17 protein-coding genes and 1 pseudogene are annotated in these 17472 nt (G+C 72.9%); 11 read left to right on the forward strand and 7 right to left on the reverse strand.

Going from position 1 to position 17472, the window contains the following annotated elements; all coding sequences use genetic code 11:
- A pseudogene (locus ACZ6EM_RS25515) lies at nucleotides 1-203 on the reverse strand (aggregation-promoting factor C-terminal-like domain-containing protein); the annotation flags it as partial.
- A 966-nt stretch (nucleotides 204-1169) separates the two neighbouring features.
- Nucleotides 1170-2081 (reverse strand): LysR family transcriptional regulator, encoded by a 912-nt coding sequence (locus ACZ6EM_RS25520; protein ID WP_401043165.1) that lies wholly within the window; start codon nucleotides 2079-2081, stop codon nucleotides 1170-1172.
- 189 nt (nucleotides 2082-2270) lie between these two features.
- On the opposite strand from ACZ6EM_RS25520, the gene ACZ6EM_RS25525 reads away from it, so the two are divergent.
- Entirely contained in the window at nucleotides 2271-2951 is a 681-nt protein-coding gene (locus tag ACZ6EM_RS25525; RefSeq protein WP_401043163.1) for a type 1 glutamine amidotransferase domain-containing protein, read from the forward strand.
- A gap of 99 nt (nucleotides 2952-3050) precedes the next feature.
- Here the strand turns inward: ACZ6EM_RS25525 and ACZ6EM_RS25530 are convergent, their stop codons facing one another.
- Nucleotides 3051-4586, reverse strand: a complete 1536-nt coding sequence (locus ACZ6EM_RS25530) for a carboxylesterase/lipase family protein (protein ID WP_465773304.1) — start codon at nucleotides 4584-4586, stop codon at nucleotides 3051-3053.
- Between the two features lie 112 nt (nucleotides 4587-4698).
- Between ACZ6EM_RS25530 and ACZ6EM_RS25535 the strand changes: the two genes are divergently transcribed.
- From ACZ6EM_RS25535 to ACZ6EM_RS25580, 10 genes are all read left to right on the forward strand, one after another.
- Complete coding sequence (locus tag ACZ6EM_RS25535; protein WP_401043159.1) at nucleotides 4699-5328, forward strand: TetR/AcrR family transcriptional regulator; 630 nt, start codon at nucleotides 4699-4701, stop codon at nucleotides 5326-5328.
- A 51-nt stretch (nucleotides 5329-5379) separates the two neighbouring features.
- Complete coding sequence (locus ACZ6EM_RS25540; RefSeq protein WP_465773305.1) at nucleotides 5380-6477, forward strand: TIGR03617 family F420-dependent LLM class oxidoreductase; 1098 nt, start codon at nucleotides 5380-5382, stop codon at nucleotides 6475-6477.
- A 227-nt stretch (nucleotides 6478-6704) separates the two neighbouring features.
- A complete protein-coding gene (locus ACZ6EM_RS25545; RefSeq protein WP_380540982.1) occupies nucleotides 6705-7109 on the forward strand; it encodes a hypothetical protein in 405 nt (134 codons plus the stop codon).
- The gene (locus ACZ6EM_RS25550; RefSeq protein WP_465773306.1) at nucleotides 7106-8869 is read left to right on the forward strand and encodes a GMC family oxidoreductase; all 1764 of its coding nucleotides are present in this window, start codon (nucleotides 7106-7108) and stop codon (nucleotides 8867-8869) included. Before ACZ6EM_RS25545 ends, ACZ6EM_RS25550 begins: the two co-directional genes overlap by 4 nt.
- Nucleotides 8870-8941: 72 nt before the next feature.
- Nucleotides 8942-9784, forward strand: a complete 843-nt coding sequence (locus ACZ6EM_RS25555) for a hypothetical protein (RefSeq protein WP_359903256.1) — start codon at nucleotides 8942-8944, stop codon at nucleotides 9782-9784.
- Nucleotides 9781-10458: a ribonuclease FAU-1 family protein gene (locus ACZ6EM_RS25560; protein WP_465773307.1), complete on the forward strand. Its 678-nt coding sequence runs from the start codon at nucleotides 9781-9783 to the stop codon at nucleotides 10456-10458. Before ACZ6EM_RS25555 ends, ACZ6EM_RS25560 begins: the two co-directional genes overlap by 4 nt.
- Nucleotides 10459-10954: 496 nt before the next feature.
- Nucleotides 10955-12217, forward strand: coding sequence for a PapB family radical SAM/SPASM ranthipeptide maturase (gene papB / locus ACZ6EM_RS25565; RefSeq protein ID WP_401044676.1), 1263 nt, complete (start codon nucleotides 10955-10957; stop codon nucleotides 12215-12217).
- A 1-nt stretch (nucleotide 12218) separates the two neighbouring features.
- Nucleotides 12219-12566 carry a freyrasin family ranthipeptide gene (gene papA, locus ACZ6EM_RS25570; protein ID WP_401044679.1) on the forward strand — a complete coding sequence of 116 codons (348 nt, stop codon included), beginning with the start codon at nucleotides 12219-12221 and terminating at the stop codon, nucleotides 12564-12566.
- A 58-nt stretch (nucleotides 12567-12624) separates the two neighbouring features.
- Entirely contained in the window at nucleotides 12625-13248 is a 624-nt protein-coding gene (locus tag ACZ6EM_RS25575) for a GGDEF domain-containing protein (protein WP_465773308.1), read from the forward strand.
- A 67-nt stretch (nucleotides 13249-13315) separates the two neighbouring features.
- Nucleotides 13316-13783: a hypothetical protein gene (locus tag ACZ6EM_RS25580; protein ID WP_465773309.1), complete on the forward strand. Its 468-nt coding sequence runs from the start codon at nucleotides 13316-13318 to the stop codon at nucleotides 13781-13783.
- Here ACZ6EM_RS25580 and ACZ6EM_RS25585 read toward each other — a convergent pair.
- The 4 genes from ACZ6EM_RS25585 to ACZ6EM_RS25600 all read right to left on the reverse strand — a co-directional run bounded on the left by ACZ6EM_RS25585 (nucleotide 13749) and on the right by ACZ6EM_RS25600 (nucleotide 17378).
- Nucleotides 13749-14735, reverse strand: a complete 987-nt coding sequence (locus tag ACZ6EM_RS25585) for a bile acid:sodium symporter family protein (protein ID WP_465773310.1) — start codon at nucleotides 14733-14735, stop codon at nucleotides 13749-13751. The genes ACZ6EM_RS25580 and ACZ6EM_RS25585 overlap by 35 nt on opposite strands.
- A 209-nt stretch (nucleotides 14736-14944) precedes the next feature.
- Nucleotides 14945-15262: a hypothetical protein gene (locus tag ACZ6EM_RS25590; protein ID WP_380351491.1), complete on the reverse strand. Its 318-nt coding sequence runs from the start codon at nucleotides 15260-15262 to the stop codon at nucleotides 14945-14947.
- Entirely contained in the window at nucleotides 15259-16146 is an 888-nt protein-coding gene (locus ACZ6EM_RS25595) for an isocitrate lyase/PEP mutase family protein (RefSeq protein ID WP_465773311.1), read from the reverse strand. The genes ACZ6EM_RS25590 and ACZ6EM_RS25595 overlap by 4 nt, the downstream gene beginning before the upstream one ends.
- A 353-nt stretch (nucleotides 16147-16499) precedes the next feature.
- Nucleotides 16500-17378, reverse strand: a complete 879-nt coding sequence (locus ACZ6EM_RS25600; RefSeq protein ID WP_401044688.1) for a class I SAM-dependent methyltransferase — start codon at nucleotides 17376-17378, stop codon at nucleotides 16500-16502.
- Nucleotides 17379-17472 lie beyond the last annotated feature (94 nt).

Consider the following 17472-nt stretch of genomic DNA (forward strand, 5'->3'; position numbering starts at 1 on the left):
GAGCTCGGGTTGGTCGCGGTCACGTTCCAGCCCGACTCGTGGGAGATGATCTGGCTGAACGAGGCCAGCTGGTCCGCCGGGACGATCTGGGCGGCGATGGCCTGCGGGGAGGCCTCGGCGGCGGAGGCGACGGCGGGGACCACGGCGGCGCCCAGGGCGGTCACACCGGCGGCGCCGGCGAGAATCGCGGCAGAGGTACGCATACGGAGCTTGAAAGCGGGCATGTAGAGCAAGACCTCGTTCGGGTTGGGCCGGTGTCACGCCCCGTGTCGACCGTGGCCGGACAGGGGCCGAACGGTCGCGGGGTGTGACGCGGCGGGAAGCCGTCCACCGGCGGGACAGGAGCCGGTGTGGCTGGCGACGAATGCCAAGTTGCCAGACCGGATCGGCCCCCGCCAAGACCCCCTCGCTACGATCCGCCGTCGTAGCCGCGCGCCCGGCTCCGATTCCAAGGAACCGCCGCCCCGGGCGCCTCGACCCCTCCCCGCCTGCGCGAACACGTTCCGCCCCGTGGCAGAAGACGGGCATAACGGACACTGCTAGCCGTCGTCGTTCATCGCATCCGTGTGTGAGCGCCCTCACCGCCCCGGGTCCGGCGGCATCGCTGACGGGCCCGCCGCCGTCACACCGGGTCACCACCGACCGGCCGCTACTGAGACCCCCGCCACACCCCGCAGACGCGGGCGGCCGTCCGACGAAGGCAGCCACGGCTGGCGGCCCCGGACGGTCGGCAGCGCGGTCCAGCGGCGGACGGACCCGGCGGCCGTGGCCACCGCCAGACCGGCACCGAGGGCGCACAGGGCGCACAGGACGCCCACGACGTGGCCCCATTCGCCGACCCGCAGGGCCGGCAGCCAGCAGGCGGCGGCGGTCAGCGACAGGGAGACGGCCTTGAGGCGGCCCGGTCCAACGGCCGGGAGAAGCGGGCCCGGGCTGGTGCTGCGCCGGCGTGCCGAGCGCCGGGCCCGGCACATCGAACGCGCGGTGCGCGAGGAGCGCAACGCGGCGGCCCGGGACCTGCACGACGTCGTCGCCGGCGACGGGTGGCTTCGCCCGGACGTCCACGACGACGGCCACATGGACGGGTTGGAATTGCCGCCGGCCTGTCGGCTGCCAAGCTGCTGGCTGCTGGAACGGCGTGGCCCGGCGGCCCGAGGCGGGCCGCCGGGTCAGGCCCAGGTGCGGGCCGCGGCCAGCAGGCGCTCGCGGACCAGGGCCACGTGCGGGTTGGCCGAGCCGGCCGGGCGGCGGACCAGGTACGCGGTGTTGATCGGCGGATCGGCCGGCTCGTGGAGCAACCGCAGGGCCCCGGTGGCGAGTTCGGCCCGGCACAGGTAGCCGGGCAGTACGCTCCAGCCCGCGCCCGCGGTCACCGCCGCGACCACCGCCCGCAGGTCCGGCACGGTGACCGCGGCCCGGGCGTGCAGCCGTCGGTCGAAGACGTGCCGCCAGTAGCGGCGCGCGATCGGCAGGTCCTCGGCGTAGCTGAGCAGCGGGACCTCGGCCAGCGCGCCGGGCAGCTCCCGGCCGGCCAGCCGTTCGGCCCAGAGCGGGGCCGCGACCAGGACGAACTCCTCGTCGGCGAGCGGTTCGGCGAGCAGCGTCCGGCCTGGCGGCCGCCGGGTGGCGATCACCAGGTCGTGCTGCCCGGCCCGCAGTTCCGCCAGCAGGGGGTCGGTCAGCCCATTGGTGACCCGCAGCTGGACGCCCTCCGCGACGAGCGGGGCCAGCTCCGCCAGCAGGACGGTGCCGAGGAACTCGGCGGGCCCGGCGAGGTGGACCGGTTCCGGCACGCCGCCAGCGCGCCCGTCGGCGAGGCCCGCGAGGCGGTCCAGCGGCCCGGCCAGCCGGGTGGCGAGGTCGTCGGCGTACGGCAGCGGGCTGACCCCGCGCGCCCGGCGCTCGAACAGTTCCCGGCCGAGCCGTTGCTCCAGCGCCCGGATCTGCGCGGTCACCGTGGACTGGGACAGGCCCAGCAGATGCGCGGCCGCGGTGAAGGAGCCCGCCCGGTGCACGGCGAGGAAGGTCCGCAGCTGGTTGAGGTCCAGCGGGCCGGAGCCGGTGGTCGGCCGATCGCTCATGCCGGCGAGCCTACGGGATTCCGATGGCCGGCCGGCGGGCTCGACGGTCCGGGTGAGGTATCGGAATCCCGATGCCCGGTATCGCGTGGCCCATTGGTTCCCGCAGGCAGGGCGCGTCTAGCGTCGACGGCGTGAGCGCCGCGGCGGACCGTCGCGGCGAGGACCGCGGCACCCCTGGAGGCACACCCCATGGCCGACATCCTGTTCGTCGTGACCGGCTCGAAGGTCTGGACGCTGAACGACGGCACCGAGCATCCGACCGGCTTCTGGGCGGAGGAGGCGGTCGTCCCGTACCGCGCCTTCACCGGGGCGGGCCACCGGGTCGCGGTCGCCACCCCGGGCGGCGTCGTCCCGGTCGCGGACCGGGCCAGCCTGACCGACCCCGAGCTGGCCGAGGAACTGGCGAAGATCGCCGAGTTCCGGCAGCCGCTGGTGCTGGCCGAGGTCGACCCGGCCGACTACGACGTCGTGTTCTACCCCGGCGGCCACGGCCCGATGGAGGACCTGGCCGTCGACGCCGACTCCGGTCGGCTGCTCACCCGGGCGCTCGCCTCGGGACGCCCGCTGGGCGTGGTCTGCCACGGCCCGGCCGCGCTGCTCGCGGCACGGACCGAGGGCGGCGGCTCGCCGTTCGCCGGGTACCGGGTGACCGGTTTCACCAACGCCGAGGAGGTCCAGGCCGGCCTGGCCGACCGGGCGCCGTGGTTGCTCCAGGACCGGCTGGTCGCGCTGGGCGTGGACTTCGAGGAGGGCGAGCCCTGGGCGCCGCACGCGGTGGTCGACCGCAACCTGGTGACCGGCCAGAACCCGGCCTCCTCGGCCCTGGTGGCCGCCGGGCTGCTGAAGCTGCTGGCGGAGTCGGCGAAGTAGCGGCCGGGGCGGGGCCCGGCGCGGCGGTGCTGCGGCGCGGCGCCCGACGTCGCCGGGCGGGCTCCCGTCGTGCCGGGCCTCCGTCGTGCCGGGCGTCCGTCAGCGGAGGTCGTAGGCGGTGAGGGGATGGCCCGCCCAGATCCGGTGCGTGGCCTGTTCCGGGTAGCGGACGGTCCGCGAGCGGGCGTCCAGGACCCGGGTGAGCTGCCCGTCCGGTTCGAAGGCGGGCCACCCCGGGTCGCCGGTGGTCGCGAACCGGACCCAGGCCCGCCGCAGTTCCGCCGAGACCCGGACCGCCTCCGGCGGGGGCGGGTCGCCGAGGGACTGCCGTGCCGGCGGGCTGTCCAGGCTGCCGAAGGCGAGCGGCACGTCCAGGCCGTGGCAGGCGCCGAAGGCGCCGTCGAGAGCGGGCGCGGGCAGGGCGAGCTCGAAGAGGTACGAGGTGCCGCCGGCGGCCGCGTTGGCCTCGGCGAGTCGGACGGACGGCACCCGGAACAGGGCGTCGGAGCCGACGGTTTCCAGGAGTTCGGAGGGTGTCGCCCCCGGGAGGGCGGCCCGGTAGGCGTCCGGGCCGCCCGGCGGCGGGGCGAACAGCTCCAGCATCAGCCGGGCCTCTTCCTCGGTGAAGCCGCCGTGCCGGCCGCTGAGCACGCTGAACAGCCGGAACTCGTCCCGGGTGTGACCGACCAGCAGGTCCACGCCGGCGGTGAGCGCCGACCAGGGCGAGCCCGGCAGGACCTCGCCGTCGACCACCGGGACGGTGGCGATGCCGCTGTGCGCCAGCCGGCCCCAGCGCGCGAGGCGGGCCGGCAGCGCGGCGCCCAGGTCGGTGACCGCCGAGGCCAGGCGCCAGGGGTGCACCTCGGCCAGGGCGGCGGCGGTGGGGGCCGTGCCGAGCAGCTTCGCGAGTTCGGCGGTGACCTCGGCGGCCAGCGCGGGAGTGCAGTGGTTGCCCGGCACCGAGTGGGCGACGGCCCGCCGGAAGAGGCCGCGGGCCCGGTTCGTCGAGAGCAGGGCGGCGACCGAGCCGGCGCCCGCGGACTGCCCGGCGACGGTCACCCGGGCCGGGTCCCCGCCGAAGCGGGCGATGTTGCGCCTCACCCAGTACAGGGCGGCGATCTGGTCCAGGAAGGCGCGGTTGGCGGGGGCGCCCGCCAGCAGTGCGAAGCCCTCGGCGCCGACCCGGTAGTTGATGCTCACCACGACCAGTCCGGCGGTGGCCAGGGCGGTCGGGTCGTACAGCGGGTCGCCGGCGGTCCCGGAGATGAACCCGCCGCCGTGGATCCAGACCAGCACCGGCAGTCCGGCCGCGCCCGGATCGGGCGTGCAGACGTCGAGCGTCAGCCAGTCGGTGTCCTCGGACGCTCCGGACGTGCTGGCGGGCATCGGCCCGGACTGCGGGACGACGGGCCCGAAGGCGGTGGCCTCGCGGACGCCGTCCCAGGATTCGGGCTCGACGGGGGCGGCGAAGCGGAGGGCCCCGACGGGCGGTCGGGCGTAGCGGATGCCGCGGAAGACCGCGAGCTCGCGGGCCCCCGGCCGCGCGTGCTCCTGTTGCTGTTCCTGGCCGCGCCGCGCTGCCCAGCGGCCGCGGACGAGTCCCTCGGCGGTGCGGATGACGGGCTGTTCCGGCATGTGGGCGCTCCTCCCTCGGAAGGCTCTTCCCACGTTATAGGTCAGCTGTATTATGTCAAGTGTATGAAAAAGAATCCGCAGTGCGCGGAGCGAGGACGAGGAGCCGCCGCCGATGCCGAAGCAGGTCGACCACCGGGAACGCCGGGAGACGATCGCCCGCGCGCTGTGGCGGGTCGTGGAACGGCGCGGCGCCACCCACCTGACGATGCGCGAGGTCGCGCAGGAGGCCGGAATCTCGCTCGGGCAGCTCCAGCACTACTTCGGCTCCCGGGCGCAGATGCTCTCCTTCGCGATGGACTTCGCCGGCGAGCAGAGCGCGCAGCGGGTCGGCCTGGCGATGGGAGCGCTCGGCGGGCGGCCGCATCCGCGCGACGTGCTGCGGGTGATGCTGGTCGAGCTGCTGCCCCTGCACGCCGACGCGCGGGCGACCAGCCGGATGAGCGCCGCCCACGTGCTGGAGGCGCTGCACGACGAGGAGGTCCACGCTCGGGCGCGCGGCGGCCTGCTCCAGGGGCGGGCGATGGTCGAGCAGGTGGTCCGGCAGGCGATCGCCGACGGGCAGCTGGCGCCCGACCGCGACCCGGTGGTGGAGACGGACCTGCTGCTCGCGCTCACCGGGTTCGCCACGCTGCTGGAGCTGGACGTGGTCGGGCCCGACGCCGTGCTCGCGGCCGTGGACCGGCACCTGGACCGGCTGTTCGCGGTGCCGGGAGACGTGGGCGGGGACGTCGACGGCAGGTGACGTGGCAGGCTACCCGGGTACCACAGCCGCCCGCGACCAGGAGCCCAGCCCATGGACCGACCCGCCGCCCTCCGGCCCGCCGCCCCCCGACCCGCCGCCCTCGGGCTCGACGCCACCGCCTCCGGGCACCCGGCGGGCATCCTGGACGCCGCCGAGCGGGCCGAACGCCGGGGCATGGACCGGCTCGTGGTGGCCGAGACCGCGTACGACCCGTTCCTCCAGCTGGCCCGCGCGGCCGACCGGACCGAGTCGATCGAGCTGGCCACCGGCATCGCGGTGGCCTTCGCCCGGACCCCGATGACCCTCGCCTACCAGGCCTGGGGACTGCACGCGGCCTCCGGCGGACGCGCCGTCATCGGGCTGGGTTCGCAGGTCAAGCCGCACATCGAGAAGCGCTTCGGAATGCCCTGGGACCGTCCGGCCGCCCGGATGCGCGAGTACGTGCACGCGGTGCGGGCGATCTGGCACAGCTGGCAGACCGGCGAACGGCTGCGCTTCCGGGGCGAGTTCTACACCCACACGGTGATGACGCCGGTGTTCTCCCCGGACCCGGTCCCGTCCGGCGTGCCGCGCATCCTGCTGGCGGGCGTCGGGCCGCTGATGACCCGGACCGCCGGGGCGGTGGCCGACGGCTTCCTGAGCCACCCGTTCTCCTCCACCGCCTACCTGGCCGAGCAGGTGCTGCCGGGCCTGACCGAGGAGCGGGCCCGGGCCGAGGCGGAGGGCGCCGCATGGACGGAGCGGCCGTTCGAGATCGTCGGCAGCGTGCTCACCGCCACCGGCCGCACCGAGGAGGAGCTGGCGGCCAACCGGGCCGCCACCCGCGAGCGGCTCGCGTTCTACGCCTCCACGCCGGCCTACCGTCCGGTACTGGCGCAGCACGGCTGGGAGGAGCTCCAGGAGGAGCTGCACACCCACTCGGTGCGCGGCCGCTGGGCGGAGATGGCCGCGCTGATCGACGACGAGGTGTTCGACGCCTTCGCGGTCTGCGGTCCGGTGGAGGAGGTCGCGCGGGAGATCCACCGCCGGTACGCGGGTCTGGTCACCCGGCTGTCCGTCAGCCTGCCCGAGGACGCCGACCCGGAGCTTGGCCTGGACGTCCTGGCGGCCGTGCGGGCGCTGGGCCGACCGGAAGCGGACGCCGGATGATCGTGATGCGCGGCCGACCGGACAAGGGGTGACGAAGTCCGGGCAGATTCGTGCAACGCGTTTCCGATGGTGAGGAGGCGCGGCATGATCGCGGTGGCAGGCCGGGTCGTCCGGTGGACGGGTCGACCCGGGCTGCCGCGTTGTGGGGCCTGTCGCGCCGTACGGACCGTTGCGCCGTCCGGCCTGTCATGCCTCGGCCACCCGTTGCCGACCATGGGGGTGCCCGCGTGCCCGTGTCCGACGACCGCCCGGCCGACTACGACCTGGCGGAGTGCTGGGACCCCGTCGCGAACCAGTACGTCGACGCCCTGGCCGACCTGGACGAGTTCCTGCGCGTCTGCGCCGAGCTGACCGGATTCGACGTCCCCGAACTGCGCTCCACCGGCATGGCGGACGAGCACCACCGCACCACGCTGGCCCACCAGGTGCGCGACGAGCACGCCCTGGTCCACCTCTGGTACGTCGGCGCCTGGCCCGGCGAGGCACCCTCCTCCGCCCGGGCCCACGACCAGGGACTGGTCTGGCGGACCTTCCACGCCGTCCCGCCCGGCTCCGCAGCCCCCGGCCACGGCAGCTGGGCCGAGGCACCCCGAAGCGCAGTGGCGCCGGACAACGGCGGTGAGCGCCGATGAGCGCCCGCTGGGACGCCGTCGTGGTCGGCGCTGGCTTCGCCGGGACCCTCGTCGCCCACCGCCTCGGTGCGCAGGGCTGGCGGGTCCTCGTCCTGGAAGCCGGACGGGCCGCGCCCACCGGCGCCGAGACCGCCACCGCCCACCGCGCGGCCGGCGGCGGACCGCCCACCTCCCCCTACCCGCACAGCCCCGAGGCCCCGTCACCCGACGTCACCGACCTCGCCGGACACCCGGACGGCGGCTTCACCGCCACCGGCCACCTCCGCCAGGACGGGCCGCTGCCCTACGCCAGCGGCTACCTGCGCGCCAACGGCGGCACCGGACTGCTCTGGACCGGGCTCACCCCGCGCATGCACCCCGAGGACTTCCGCACCGGAGACCTCGGCCACGGCCGCAACTGGCCGATCGGCTACCACGACCTGGAACCCCACTACCGCGAGGCCGAACGGGAACTCGGCGTCGCCGCCGACGCCGAGGAGCAACGCCGCGCCGTCGGACTGCCCATCCCGGACGGCTACGACTTCCCGATGCGCGCCGTTCCGGCGAGCTTCCTCGACCGGCAACTGGCCCGCGTCCTCGACGGACGGACCGTCCGCGACCCCGCCGTGCCCGGCCCCGCCCGGCTCGCCGTCACCGCCACCCCGCACGCCCGCAACGGCGTGCCGACCAGGCCCGGATCCGCCGACGGGCCGCTCTGCGCGGGCAGCGCCAGCTGCGTCCCCGCCTGCCCGACCGGCGCCAAGTACACCCCGCTGCGCACCCAGGCCCGCTGGGCGGCCGGGGTCGAACTGCGTACGGAGGCCGTCGTCAGCCGGGTGCTGGCCGACCCGGAGACCGGGCGGGCCGGGGGAGTCGAGTACCTTGCGGGCGGGACGGCCCACCGGGTGGAGGCGGACCTGGTCGTCCTCGCCGCGCACGCGATCGAGAACGCCCGGCTGCTGCTCCTGTCCGGCCTGGCCAACCGCAGCGACCAGGTCGGCCGGAACCTGATGGACCACCCGGCCCTGCTCACCTGGGGGCTGATGCCCCGCCCGGTCGGCCCCTACCGCGGACCCGGCTCCACCAGCGGCCTGGAGGCGTTCCGCTTCGGCCCCGGGCGGGAGCGCCGGGCGCCGTTCCGGATCGAGATCGGCAACTGGGGCTGGTCCTGGGCGGGCGGCGCGCCGGAGGCCGAGGCGGCGGCGCTGCTCGCGGCGGGCCTGCGCGGCAAGGAGCTCCGCGACCGCCTCGGTGACCGGCTGGGCCGTCAGTTCTCGCTCCAGTTCGAGCTGGAGCAGCCCGCGGACCCCGCCAACCGGGTCACCCTCGACCCGGACCGGTGCGACCCGCTCGGTCTGCCGGGCCCGGCCATCCGCTACGACCTCTCGGAGTACGTCCGCGAGGGGATGACCTCCGCCCGGGCCGTCTCCGACCAGCTGTTCGCCCTGCTCGGCGCCGAGGACCACACCGCCTACCCGGCGGCCGGATGGCCGGGACGGCTCGAACACCGGGGAAGCGTCCACGGCTACCGCGGCGCCGGCCACGCCGGAGGCACCCACATCATGGGCGACTCGCCCGCGACCTCGGTGGTCGACCACTGGCAGCGCTGCTGGGAGCACCCCAACCTGTACGCCGTCGGCTGCGGCTCGATGCCCTCCCTGGGCACCTCCAACCCCTCGCTCACCATGGCCGCCCTCGCGCTGCGCAGCGCCGAGCGGATGCACCACGACCTGCTGGAGCTGCACCGCCCGGCGGCCGTGGCACCACCGGCCGCCCCCTGAACCCTCGTACCGCCCCCGCGGTTTCCCCCGTCTCTCCCGTCTCTCCCGTCTCTCCCCGTCCTCGGAGCCCTCATGACCGGCCTGCCGCTGCCGCCCGTACCGGAGCCGTACCACCTGCCCTTCCACTACGGTGCGCTGCACAATATCGGCGTCGACTACCTGGTCGACCGCGCGCGGGCGCGCGAACTGCTCGCCAAGCGCCACCCCGGGCTGAACGTCGCCGCCTTCGACGGCGGGGCCTGCGTCTCGCTCAACTACCAGCTCTACTTCGCCCAGTATCCGAACGGCGGCGGCATCACCCAGGAGCTGGAGATCAACCTGATCGCCCACCCGCTCTTCGCCGAGGAGCGGATGCCGGTGGTCAACTACGGCCAGTACGCCCGGGGGTACGACCAGACCAAGCTGCTCGGCATCGCCCGGCTGCACGTCCTCTGCGACAACCCGCTCGCCATCGACGCCGGGCGCCGGCTGTACGCCGAGCCCAAGCACCCGGGCTGGTTCGAGACCACCCTGCCCTCCCTCAACGCGCCCGACGTGCGCGAACGCTGGACGGTCTCCTGCCGTCGGGCCGGCCTCGGGCAGGACGGACTGATCCGCCACGACGAGGAACTCCTCGCCCTGGACGTGAACCTGGTCGGCCTCACCCCCGAGTCCGTCAACAACACGCCGATCACCGGCTACGGCACCGACGACGAGGGCAAGCTGCTGGCCGGGCCGCTCAACGTCTACCAGCCCTACCGCTACTACGCCCTGGACGACCGCACCGCCGACCGCGTCCGGCTCGACCTCGGCAACCCTGCGGAGGAGTCGGCCCGCGACCTCGCCCACCTGATCGCCGACGCCCCGGCGGCCGGGGTCTGGACCTACCAGTCCCCGCCGGTCGCCGCCCACAACCGGGCCTACTACATCCGATGACGGCCCCGGCCTTCTCCCCGGTCTTCGCCCCGGGCGGCACCGCCGTGCGACGGGACGTCGCCCATGGCAGGGTCTGGTCGGCCATGCCGTACACCGTGCTCACGGACGACGGCGCGACCCTGACCCTCACCGCCCGCCCGGGGACGGAGACCCTGGCCCCGGCCGGCTGGACCGCCGCCGCCCGCGCGGGGGACGACGCCGCGCGGCTGGACTGCATCGAGGACCTCGCCGCCGGCCGGTGGGAACTCGATGACTGGACCTGGCGCGACACCGTGGTGCTCAGCCGCTTCACCGCCGGAGCGCCGTTCAGTGTCCACCGCTTCCTGACGCCCGACGGTCGGCCGCTGTACTGGTACGTCAACTTCGAGCGCCCGTACCGGCGGACGGCCATCGGCCTCGACACCCTCGACCTCTTCCTGGACCTGGTGATCACCCCCGATCTCTCGACGTACAGCTGGAAGGACGAGGACGAGTACGCCCACGCCCGGCGCCTCGGCGTCATCGACGAGGTCACCCATCGGTGGATGGACCGGGCACGGGACCTCGCCCTCGTCCAGCTCCTGGACCGCACCGGCCCGTTCGCCCCCGATCCGGCGGTCTGGGAGCTGCCACCCGTAGGCCCGCTGCCCACCCTCCCGGCCACCGCCCTCAGCACCCCCGTCGAAGCGGACTGAGGACGGCGGCCGGCCACCTGCTCGGGCTGTCCTGTCCGCGGGGCCGATGTGCTCGATGATCCGCCGGCTGCCGACCAGGCACCCCGAACAGAGGCGCGCGAGCTGTCGCAGCGTCAGGCCGGTGCGCCCGTACACCGCGACCGGCAGGACCCGGCCCTCCAAGCGGGAGGAGGCCGGCACGGTCCGCCGCCCTGGCCGACCGTGGAACCTCCCGGAGCCGGATCGAGCCGTTGGCGCGGGCCGATCCCGTTCGTGGGCCGCGATGGGTGGCCGTGGGCGGACCTACCCGCGCCCGGTTGAGGCGATTGCGTGGAAGTGCCACCCTCGACTGAAATATGTCGACACGGCGGTTGATCAGAACGGCCTAACCGGGTTGCGGAAACCTTTTCGCCACCTAAGCTCGGTGCTGTCGTACAGCGTGTACGTCCAAGCTCGTCAGCATAAAGGGGCAGTGCTCCTTGAGAGATTGTCGCGGCGCCCAAGTGAGGAAATTCGAATGACCGAGACTGCGTCCCGAGTGTGGAGTGGCATCGATGTTCCTTTGGGATTCAGTCGACCGAGTCTCACCGGGCTTTCCCTGCAAATCACCGACGCGTGCAACCTGGCCTGCTCGTACTGTTATTTCTACAAGAAAGATCCCGTCGCGCTGACACCCGAGATCATCGACCGCTCGCTGGATCTCCTGGACCATGAGAGTGGCGAATCCAGTACGGACTGGCACGTGAATCTCTTCGGTGGCGAACCCACCCTTCGGCCTGACCTGATCCGCTACATCTGCTCGAATGCGCGGACCCGCGCCGAATCCCGCGGCAAGAATGTCAGCTTCTCGATGACGACGAACGGGACCAGGTTCGGCCAGCGTCTTCTGGATCTCACCACCGAGTTCGGCATCAGCACCATGCTGAGCCTGGACGGAAACCAGAAGGCCCACGACAAGTTCAGGCAGTACCAGGACGGCCGCGGCTCGTTCGACCAGATCGTCGCTCACCTCGACTGGCTGAAGGCCGCACCTCACTTCAAGGTGCGTCTGACGATCTCGCCGCTCACCGTCGAGTTCCTGGCCGAAAGCCTGGAAGACCTCGTCGAGCTCGGGATCACGAACATCGCCACCAGCCAGGTCGTCGAGCAGAAGTGGACACAGGAGCATCTCGCCACCTTCGCCGAGCAGTGGCAGCGCGTGGGTGCGCTGTACATCCGTGAGCAGCTCAAGGGCAACGCACTGGCGATCAAGGGGCTGAAAGGCCGGGAAACGCAGGAACCGCTGGAGGTGTGCAAGGCGCCTTCACAGTACGGCTGCGGTGCTGCCACCACATTCGTCTTCGTGAACTGCTTCGGCGACCTCTACCCCTGCCACCGCTATCCTGGCTACTTCGACAAGTCCCCCCATGTGCGACTCGGTTCCGTCTTCACCGGGATCGACGAGGTGAAGCGTCTTCACTACGTGATGGCGAACCTCGCTTCCTCGAAGAAGGGGTGTCATTCGTTCGTCAGCTCGAAACAGAGCAAGGGGGCTTGTGGTGGCTGTGCGATCCAGGGTGCATGTGGCGGCTCCTGCATGGCGGTCAACGAATACGTGACGGGCGACCCTACGCAGCCGCCATCGGTACCGGGAGCGATCGAGCAGATCAAGTTGTCGGTCCTGCAGCAGGTCCACGAGTACCTCGCGGAGGTACCCACGCAGAGTGGCCCACCCCCTCGCCACGCCGGTGCAGGTGCCGAGTTCCCAGATGGTGCAGAATCCGAGAGAAAGGAAGCGTGACATGTCAGGGAAGAACCAGGAAGGTTCGGCTCCGGAGAGGCGGAGACTCCTCAAAAAGGCCAACTTCAGTGACGAAGTTGAAAGGCGCGGCACAACGGAGGTCCGGAACGAGCTCGGAGTGCCCGATCTCGACCAGGTCTTGAAGGACCTCCAGCAGAGGTACGGGATCCGCATCGGGCTGTCGCCAAACCTGATCGATCGGCTGGAGGCGATCAAGGCCAGATCCGCGAATGATCCCATTCTCAGAAGCGGGTGCTACACCCAGGACGTCTGTGTCTTCTGTGACACCGGAGACCTCTGCGTCACATGCGACATGATGGACTGGTGCATCTCGGTCGATGTCCATTGAGCATCGCTCCACCGAACTCGTGGGAGTTCGCGCGCGGATCGGTTATGGAGGGCACAGCATGAGCCACGAGCGTGACCTCATCACCGCTGTACCGAGCCGCGCGGGGCTGCATGCGGCCTTCTCCCTGGGCCACTTGATCGACCCCGATCGCCCGTTGAGCATGCTGTTCGCCGACCTCGATCGCTTCGGTGAGGTCAATCGCCGCCACGGCCGCGCGGTCGGCGACCAGGTGATCGCCGCCGTCGGCGCCAGCCTGAATTGCGCCCTGCGCCGGGAAGACGTCGCGTTCAGGCTCAGCGCAGACGAATTCGTCATCGCCACGCATCGGGACTGCGCTGAGACCGAGGCCTTGGCGCGACGGTTGATCAAGGCCCTGGCCGAGCCATTCGAACCGGCCGGTGGCGACCGCGTCGTGATCTCGGTCAGCATCGGTACCGTCCACGTCGATCGCGTGCCGTCCGAATCAGCGATGGAAGGCTTGATCTATACCGCCGGAACGGCCATGTACGCCGCCAAGGAGCGGGCGCCCGGCGGGCTCTACCATCGTCCCCACACCAGCTCGGCATCGAGCAGGCCTTGCAGTCTCGCCACCTCGCCTCTGCCGAAGGTCTGGCGGCCGGCATTCGCGACATGCATGCCCCTCCCGGCCACCGCCCTCAGCACCCCCGTCGAAGCGGAATGAAGGCTGGTCACCCGGCGCCGACCTGCTAGGGTCGCGCCCCTGCGCGAACGACAGCGAGGGGGCGGACGTGACGGTGACGGCGGACACGACGGACGACGTGGAGGCCCTCAAGCACCTGCACGACGGCGGCGACTACCGGCGGCTCGCAGAACGGACCTCGAACCCCGAGGTCCTGCGCCAACTGGCGATCGGAGAGTACCCGTTCGTCTGGCACGCGATCGCCCGCAACCCGGCCGCCCCCACCGACCTGCTGGCCGCACTGGCCGGGCGCCGGCAACTGGTGTGGAACGACAACCGTCTCCTTGAGCTGCTCGCGGCCCACCCCGCCCTCATGGGCGAGGCCTTGGAGGGGCTGGTCGATCTCGTGGGCGACCGCCTGCGGGAGGGCGACCGGCCGTACGCGGCCGTCCTGGAGCTGGCCGGCAGGCCGGAGCTGCCGGCCGAACGGGTGCACCGGCTCGGCCGCCTCCCGGGGGCCTCGGCCAGGCTGCGCCGGGGGATCAGCCGGGTGCTGGCGGAGCGTCCGGACCGGTGAGCGCGACCGGGACCGGGCCGGGCGCGGCGGCGGTGGGAGCCCGTGACCAGCGTCCGGCGAGTACGGTGCCGACGATCAGCTGGAGCTGGTGGTAGAGCATCAACGGCAGCACCAGCAGGCCGGCTTGCGCGCCGAACAGGACGGTGGCCATCGGCAGGCCGTTGGCCAGGCTCTTCTGCGAACCGCAGAGCACCGCCGCGATGGTGGCCGACCGGTCGAGCCCCAGCAGCCGCGCGCCGAGCCCGGTGGCCGCGAGGGCGGCGGCGAGCAGGGCGAGTAGCACCGCGAGCAGCCCGAGCAGCGCGAGGGGGGTGGCCAGGCCCCAGATGCCCTGGGACACCGCTGCGCTGAACGCCGTGTAGACGACCATCAGGATCGAGCCGCGATCCACCGGGGTGAGCACCCGTTTGTGCCGGGACAGCGGACCGCCGAGCCACGGCCGCAGCAGCTGCCCGAGCAGGAACGGTGCGAGCAGCTGCAGCCCGATCCGCAGCAGTCCGTCGGCGGACAGTGCGGTGTGCGATCCCAGCAGCCAGGCCGCCAGTAGGGGTGTGAGCACCAGCCCTGCCAGGCTGGAGTAGGTGCCCGCGCAGATCGCCGCCGGCACGTTGCCCCCGGCGGCGCCGGTGAGCGCCACCGAGGACTGCACCGTGGAGGGCGCCAGACAGAGGAACAGCACCCCGGTGTGCAACTGCCCGGTCAGTGGGACGGGCGTGAGCAGTGCGGTGGCCACGCCGAGCAGGGGGAAGAGGACGAAGGTGGCGGCCAGTACCAGCCCGTGCAGCCGCAGGTGCCGCAGCCCGGCCAGCGTCTCACGGGTGGAGAGCCTGGCACCGTAGAGGAAGAACAGCAGCGCCACCGCGAGGTCGCAGGCCACCGCGGCGAATCGCGCCGAGGTGCCGGAGGCCGGGAACAGCGCGGCCAGTCCGACGGTGCCGGCCAGCGCCGCCATGTAGGGGTCCAGCCAGCGCGGCAGCAGCCTGCGGGAGCGGGGCCCGTGGGCGCGTTGCGGCTGGGTCCGTTCCTCGGGCGCCTGGTCCCGGCGCCCCCGTGCCGCGCGCCCCGGTGCGTGCCCCGATGTCGGGTGCCCCTGCGCCGCGTGCCCCCTGGCCGTGCGCGCCCGGAGCCCTGGTGGCTGCTCCGGGCGCGCCGGACGGTCGGTCACGGGCCGCCTTCCGCCATCGGGCGGACCGAGGGCCTGGAGGAGGAGCCGGGCCCGAGCAGTCCGCCGACCAGCGAGCCGGCGCCGTCGTGGTCGCTGCCCGCCGAGCCGCTGCCGTTCTGGAGGTTGGCCGTCCGGTCGATCTCCAGCCAGGAGTCGGCGTTCGAGTTGTCCACGACCGTGATCAGCCCGCCGCCGGCCGCCGCGGGCGACGCGGCTCCCGCGAGCAGGGCGCAGGCTCCGGCCAGCCCCAGCGCGGTGGCCCGCAGGGCGGCGGCCGGCGAGGGCGGGGCGGCCCCGCGCAGCCCGGTCCTCATGCCGTCACCGCCATCAGCCCGCTGGAGCGCGAGATGTTCCGCTCCAGCAGCTCGGTGGACTCCCGTACGCCGACCTGCTCGCGCCCCCCGGCCGGGGCCGGCAGCCGCCCGTCGGCGCTCTTCAGCCCGGCCAGCGCCTCGTCGATCGCCCGGTGCGCGGCGAACAGGCACGGCGTACTGTAGATGGCCACGTCCACCCCCAGCTCCGACAGCTCCGAGAGCGACAGCCGGGGCGACTTCCCGCCCGCGATCTGGTTGAACAGCAGGGGCTTGTCGCCGACCACCCGGCGGATCCGGCGGATCCACTCCTCGCTGCGCACACCGTCCACCAGCACCACGTCGGCGTCGGTGGCGGCGAGCGCCCGGGCCCGGCGCAGGATGTCGTCCTCCTCGGTGGCGTCGGTGCGGGCGACCACCACCAGGTCCGTCCGGTTGGCGAGGACGAGCTCCAGCTTCTCCAGGTACTCCTCCAGCGGCAGCACCAGCTTGCCGTCCGCGTGCCCGCAGCGGCGCGGCCGCTTCTGGTCCTCCAGGATCACGCCCGACGCGCCGATCCGTTCGAGCCTGCGCACGACGTGGCAGGCCACCTCCGGATCGACGTACCCGTCGTCGATGTCGACCAGCAGGTGGTGCCGGGGGAAGGCCCCGCGCAGCCGCTCGACGAATCCCACCATGTCGGGCCAGGCGATGAAACCGATGTCGGGCAGCCCGTAGTAGGAGGCCGCGAAGCCGAAGCCGGAGACGAACATGCCGTCGTAGTGCTCGGCCGCGATGGAGGCCGAGTACATGTCGTGGACGCCGATCAGGGGCGTCGTCCCCGGGCCCGCGATCTCCGCGCGAAGCCGCTGCCCGGGGCTGTCCGATGCCGTGTTTCCGTCGTACAAGGCCTACTCCTTGCTAGGGATGACTTTGCCTGAACTTGGTGTTCATCAGACCGAACTGAGGTGTCATCACTATGCGCCCTTTAATGTTCCGTGGGCAAATCTTTAAGGGAGGTTCCCTCGTTAGAGTGAATGCAAGCGGACAATAGGAAAGCCTACGAATGTGCTGATCCGACAAATGAGCTGGCGTGTCGGCACGATGGAGGACGGCCGGGGTGACGTCACGGCCGTCGAGAAGGCGGAGAAGGCGGAGAAGGCGGAGAAGGCAGAGAAGGCGGAGAAAGCGGAGACCTGGAAAGCGTGGAAAGCAGCCGGGCCCGCCCGGTGGGGGCGGGCCCCGGTGAGGGGTCGGGTGCTCAGGCGCTCGGGACCGGAGGGACGGCGCGGCGTTCGCGCAGCGTCCGGAGCATCCGGCGGGTGGCCCTGGTCGCGACCGGGGGCAGGAGTTCGAGGGCGAGCCGGCGCGGCGTGGAGCGCTGGACCGGGGCCTTGACCTGGTAGTTGAGGCGCAGCACCTTGGCGTCGGCGATGGTGTCCTCGTCGACGGTGTATCCCTCGGCCCACCAGTCGCGCTCCTTCAGGACCGCCTGGACGGCCGCCGCGTCTCCCCAGGTGCCGTAGAACTTCATCGGGGTGAGCAGGACCGGCCGCAGTCCGCCGGTGAAGACCGCCTCCCAGACCGCGGCGGAGACGCCCGGAGTGTGCTCGGAGCGGTAGTCGTCCAGGGCGACCACGCCGTTCTCGGCGAGCGCGGCGCGGGCCACGGCGATGTCCCCGGCGACGTGCTCGTAGAGGTGGGAGGCGTCGACGTGGACGAAGCGGCAGCTGTGCGCCCGGACGCGGCCGTCGGCCAGCACCGAGGTCGGGGCCTGCACTATCTCGGGCAGTTCGCCGTGGAAGGCGAGGTAATTGGCCTCGAAGGCGCTGCGGGTGAGGGTCCTGCGGTAGGACATGTTCATCTCGGCGGCGTTCTCGGCGTCGCCCGCCTCGGAGTCGAACAGGTCGCAGACCGTCAGCCGCTCGCCCGGCCGCAGGTGGTCGCCGAGCAGGACGGCGCTGCGGCCGAGGTAGCTGCCGAGCTCCAGGACGTCGCCGGTGACGCCGGCCGCGCTCTGGGCGGACAGCAGGTGGCTGAAGGCGGCCCGGTCGAGGCTGAAGAACCAGCCGGGAATGTCGTCCCGCTTCAGCGGCGCGGAGTGGACTGCGGCCTCGACCGCGGTCTCGGAATCGGGCACGGCGGCCTCCAGGGGGACGGCGGGGCGCGGTGGCGGATCACGCCCGCGGAGGGGGGACGCCGAGGACGTGAGGCGGATCATCATAGCGACGCCG

This window comes from Kitasatospora sp. NPDC041917 (genome assembly GCF_055589745.1).

Coding starts and splice junctions, on each gene's coding strand:
- ACZ6EM_RS25520 (WP_401043165.1), bottom strand. CDS start 2,081: ATGAGCGATCGGCCGACCACCGGCTCCGGCCCGCTGGACCTCAACCAG.
- ACZ6EM_RS25525 (WP_401043163.1), top strand. CDS start 2,271: ATGGCCGACATCCTGTTCGTCGTGACCGGCTCGAAGGTCTGGACGCTG.
- ACZ6EM_RS25530 (WP_465773304.1), bottom strand. CDS start 4,586: ATGCCGGAACAGCCCGTCATCCGCACCGCCGAGGGACTCGTCCGCGGC.
- ACZ6EM_RS25535 (WP_401043159.1), top strand. CDS start 4,699: ATGCCGAAGCAGGTCGACCACCGGGAACGCCGGGAGACGATCGCCCGC.
- ACZ6EM_RS25540 (WP_465773305.1), top strand. CDS start 5,380: ATGGACCGACCCGCCGCCCTCCGGCCCGCCGCCCCCCGACCCGCCGCC.
- ACZ6EM_RS25550 (WP_465773306.1), top strand. CDS start 7,106: ATGAGCGCCCGCTGGGACGCCGTCGTGGTCGGCGCTGGCTTCGCCGGG.
- ACZ6EM_RS25555 (WP_359903256.1), top strand. CDS start 8,942: ATGACCGGCCTGCCGCTGCCGCCCGTACCGGAGCCGTACCACCTGCCC.
- ACZ6EM_RS25560 (WP_465773307.1), top strand. CDS start 9,781: ATGACGGCCCCGGCCTTCTCCCCGGTCTTCGCCCCGGGCGGCACCGCC.
- papB (WP_401044676.1), top strand. CDS start 10,955: ATGACCGAGACTGCGTCCCGAGTGTGGAGTGGCATCGATGTTCCTTTG.
- papA (WP_401044679.1), top strand. CDS start 12,219: ATGTCAGGGAAGAACCAGGAAGGTTCGGCTCCGGAGAGGCGGAGACTC.
- ACZ6EM_RS25575 (WP_465773308.1), top strand. CDS start 12,625: ATGAGCCACGAGCGTGACCTCATCACCGCTGTACCGAGCCGCGCGGGG.
- ACZ6EM_RS25585 (WP_465773310.1), bottom strand. CDS start 14,735: ATGGCGGCGCTGGCCGGCACCGTCGGACTGGCCGCGCTGTTCCCGGCC.
- ACZ6EM_RS25590 (WP_380351491.1), bottom strand. CDS start 15,262: ATGAGGACCGGGCTGCGCGGGGCCGCCCCGCCCTCGCCGGCCGCCGCC.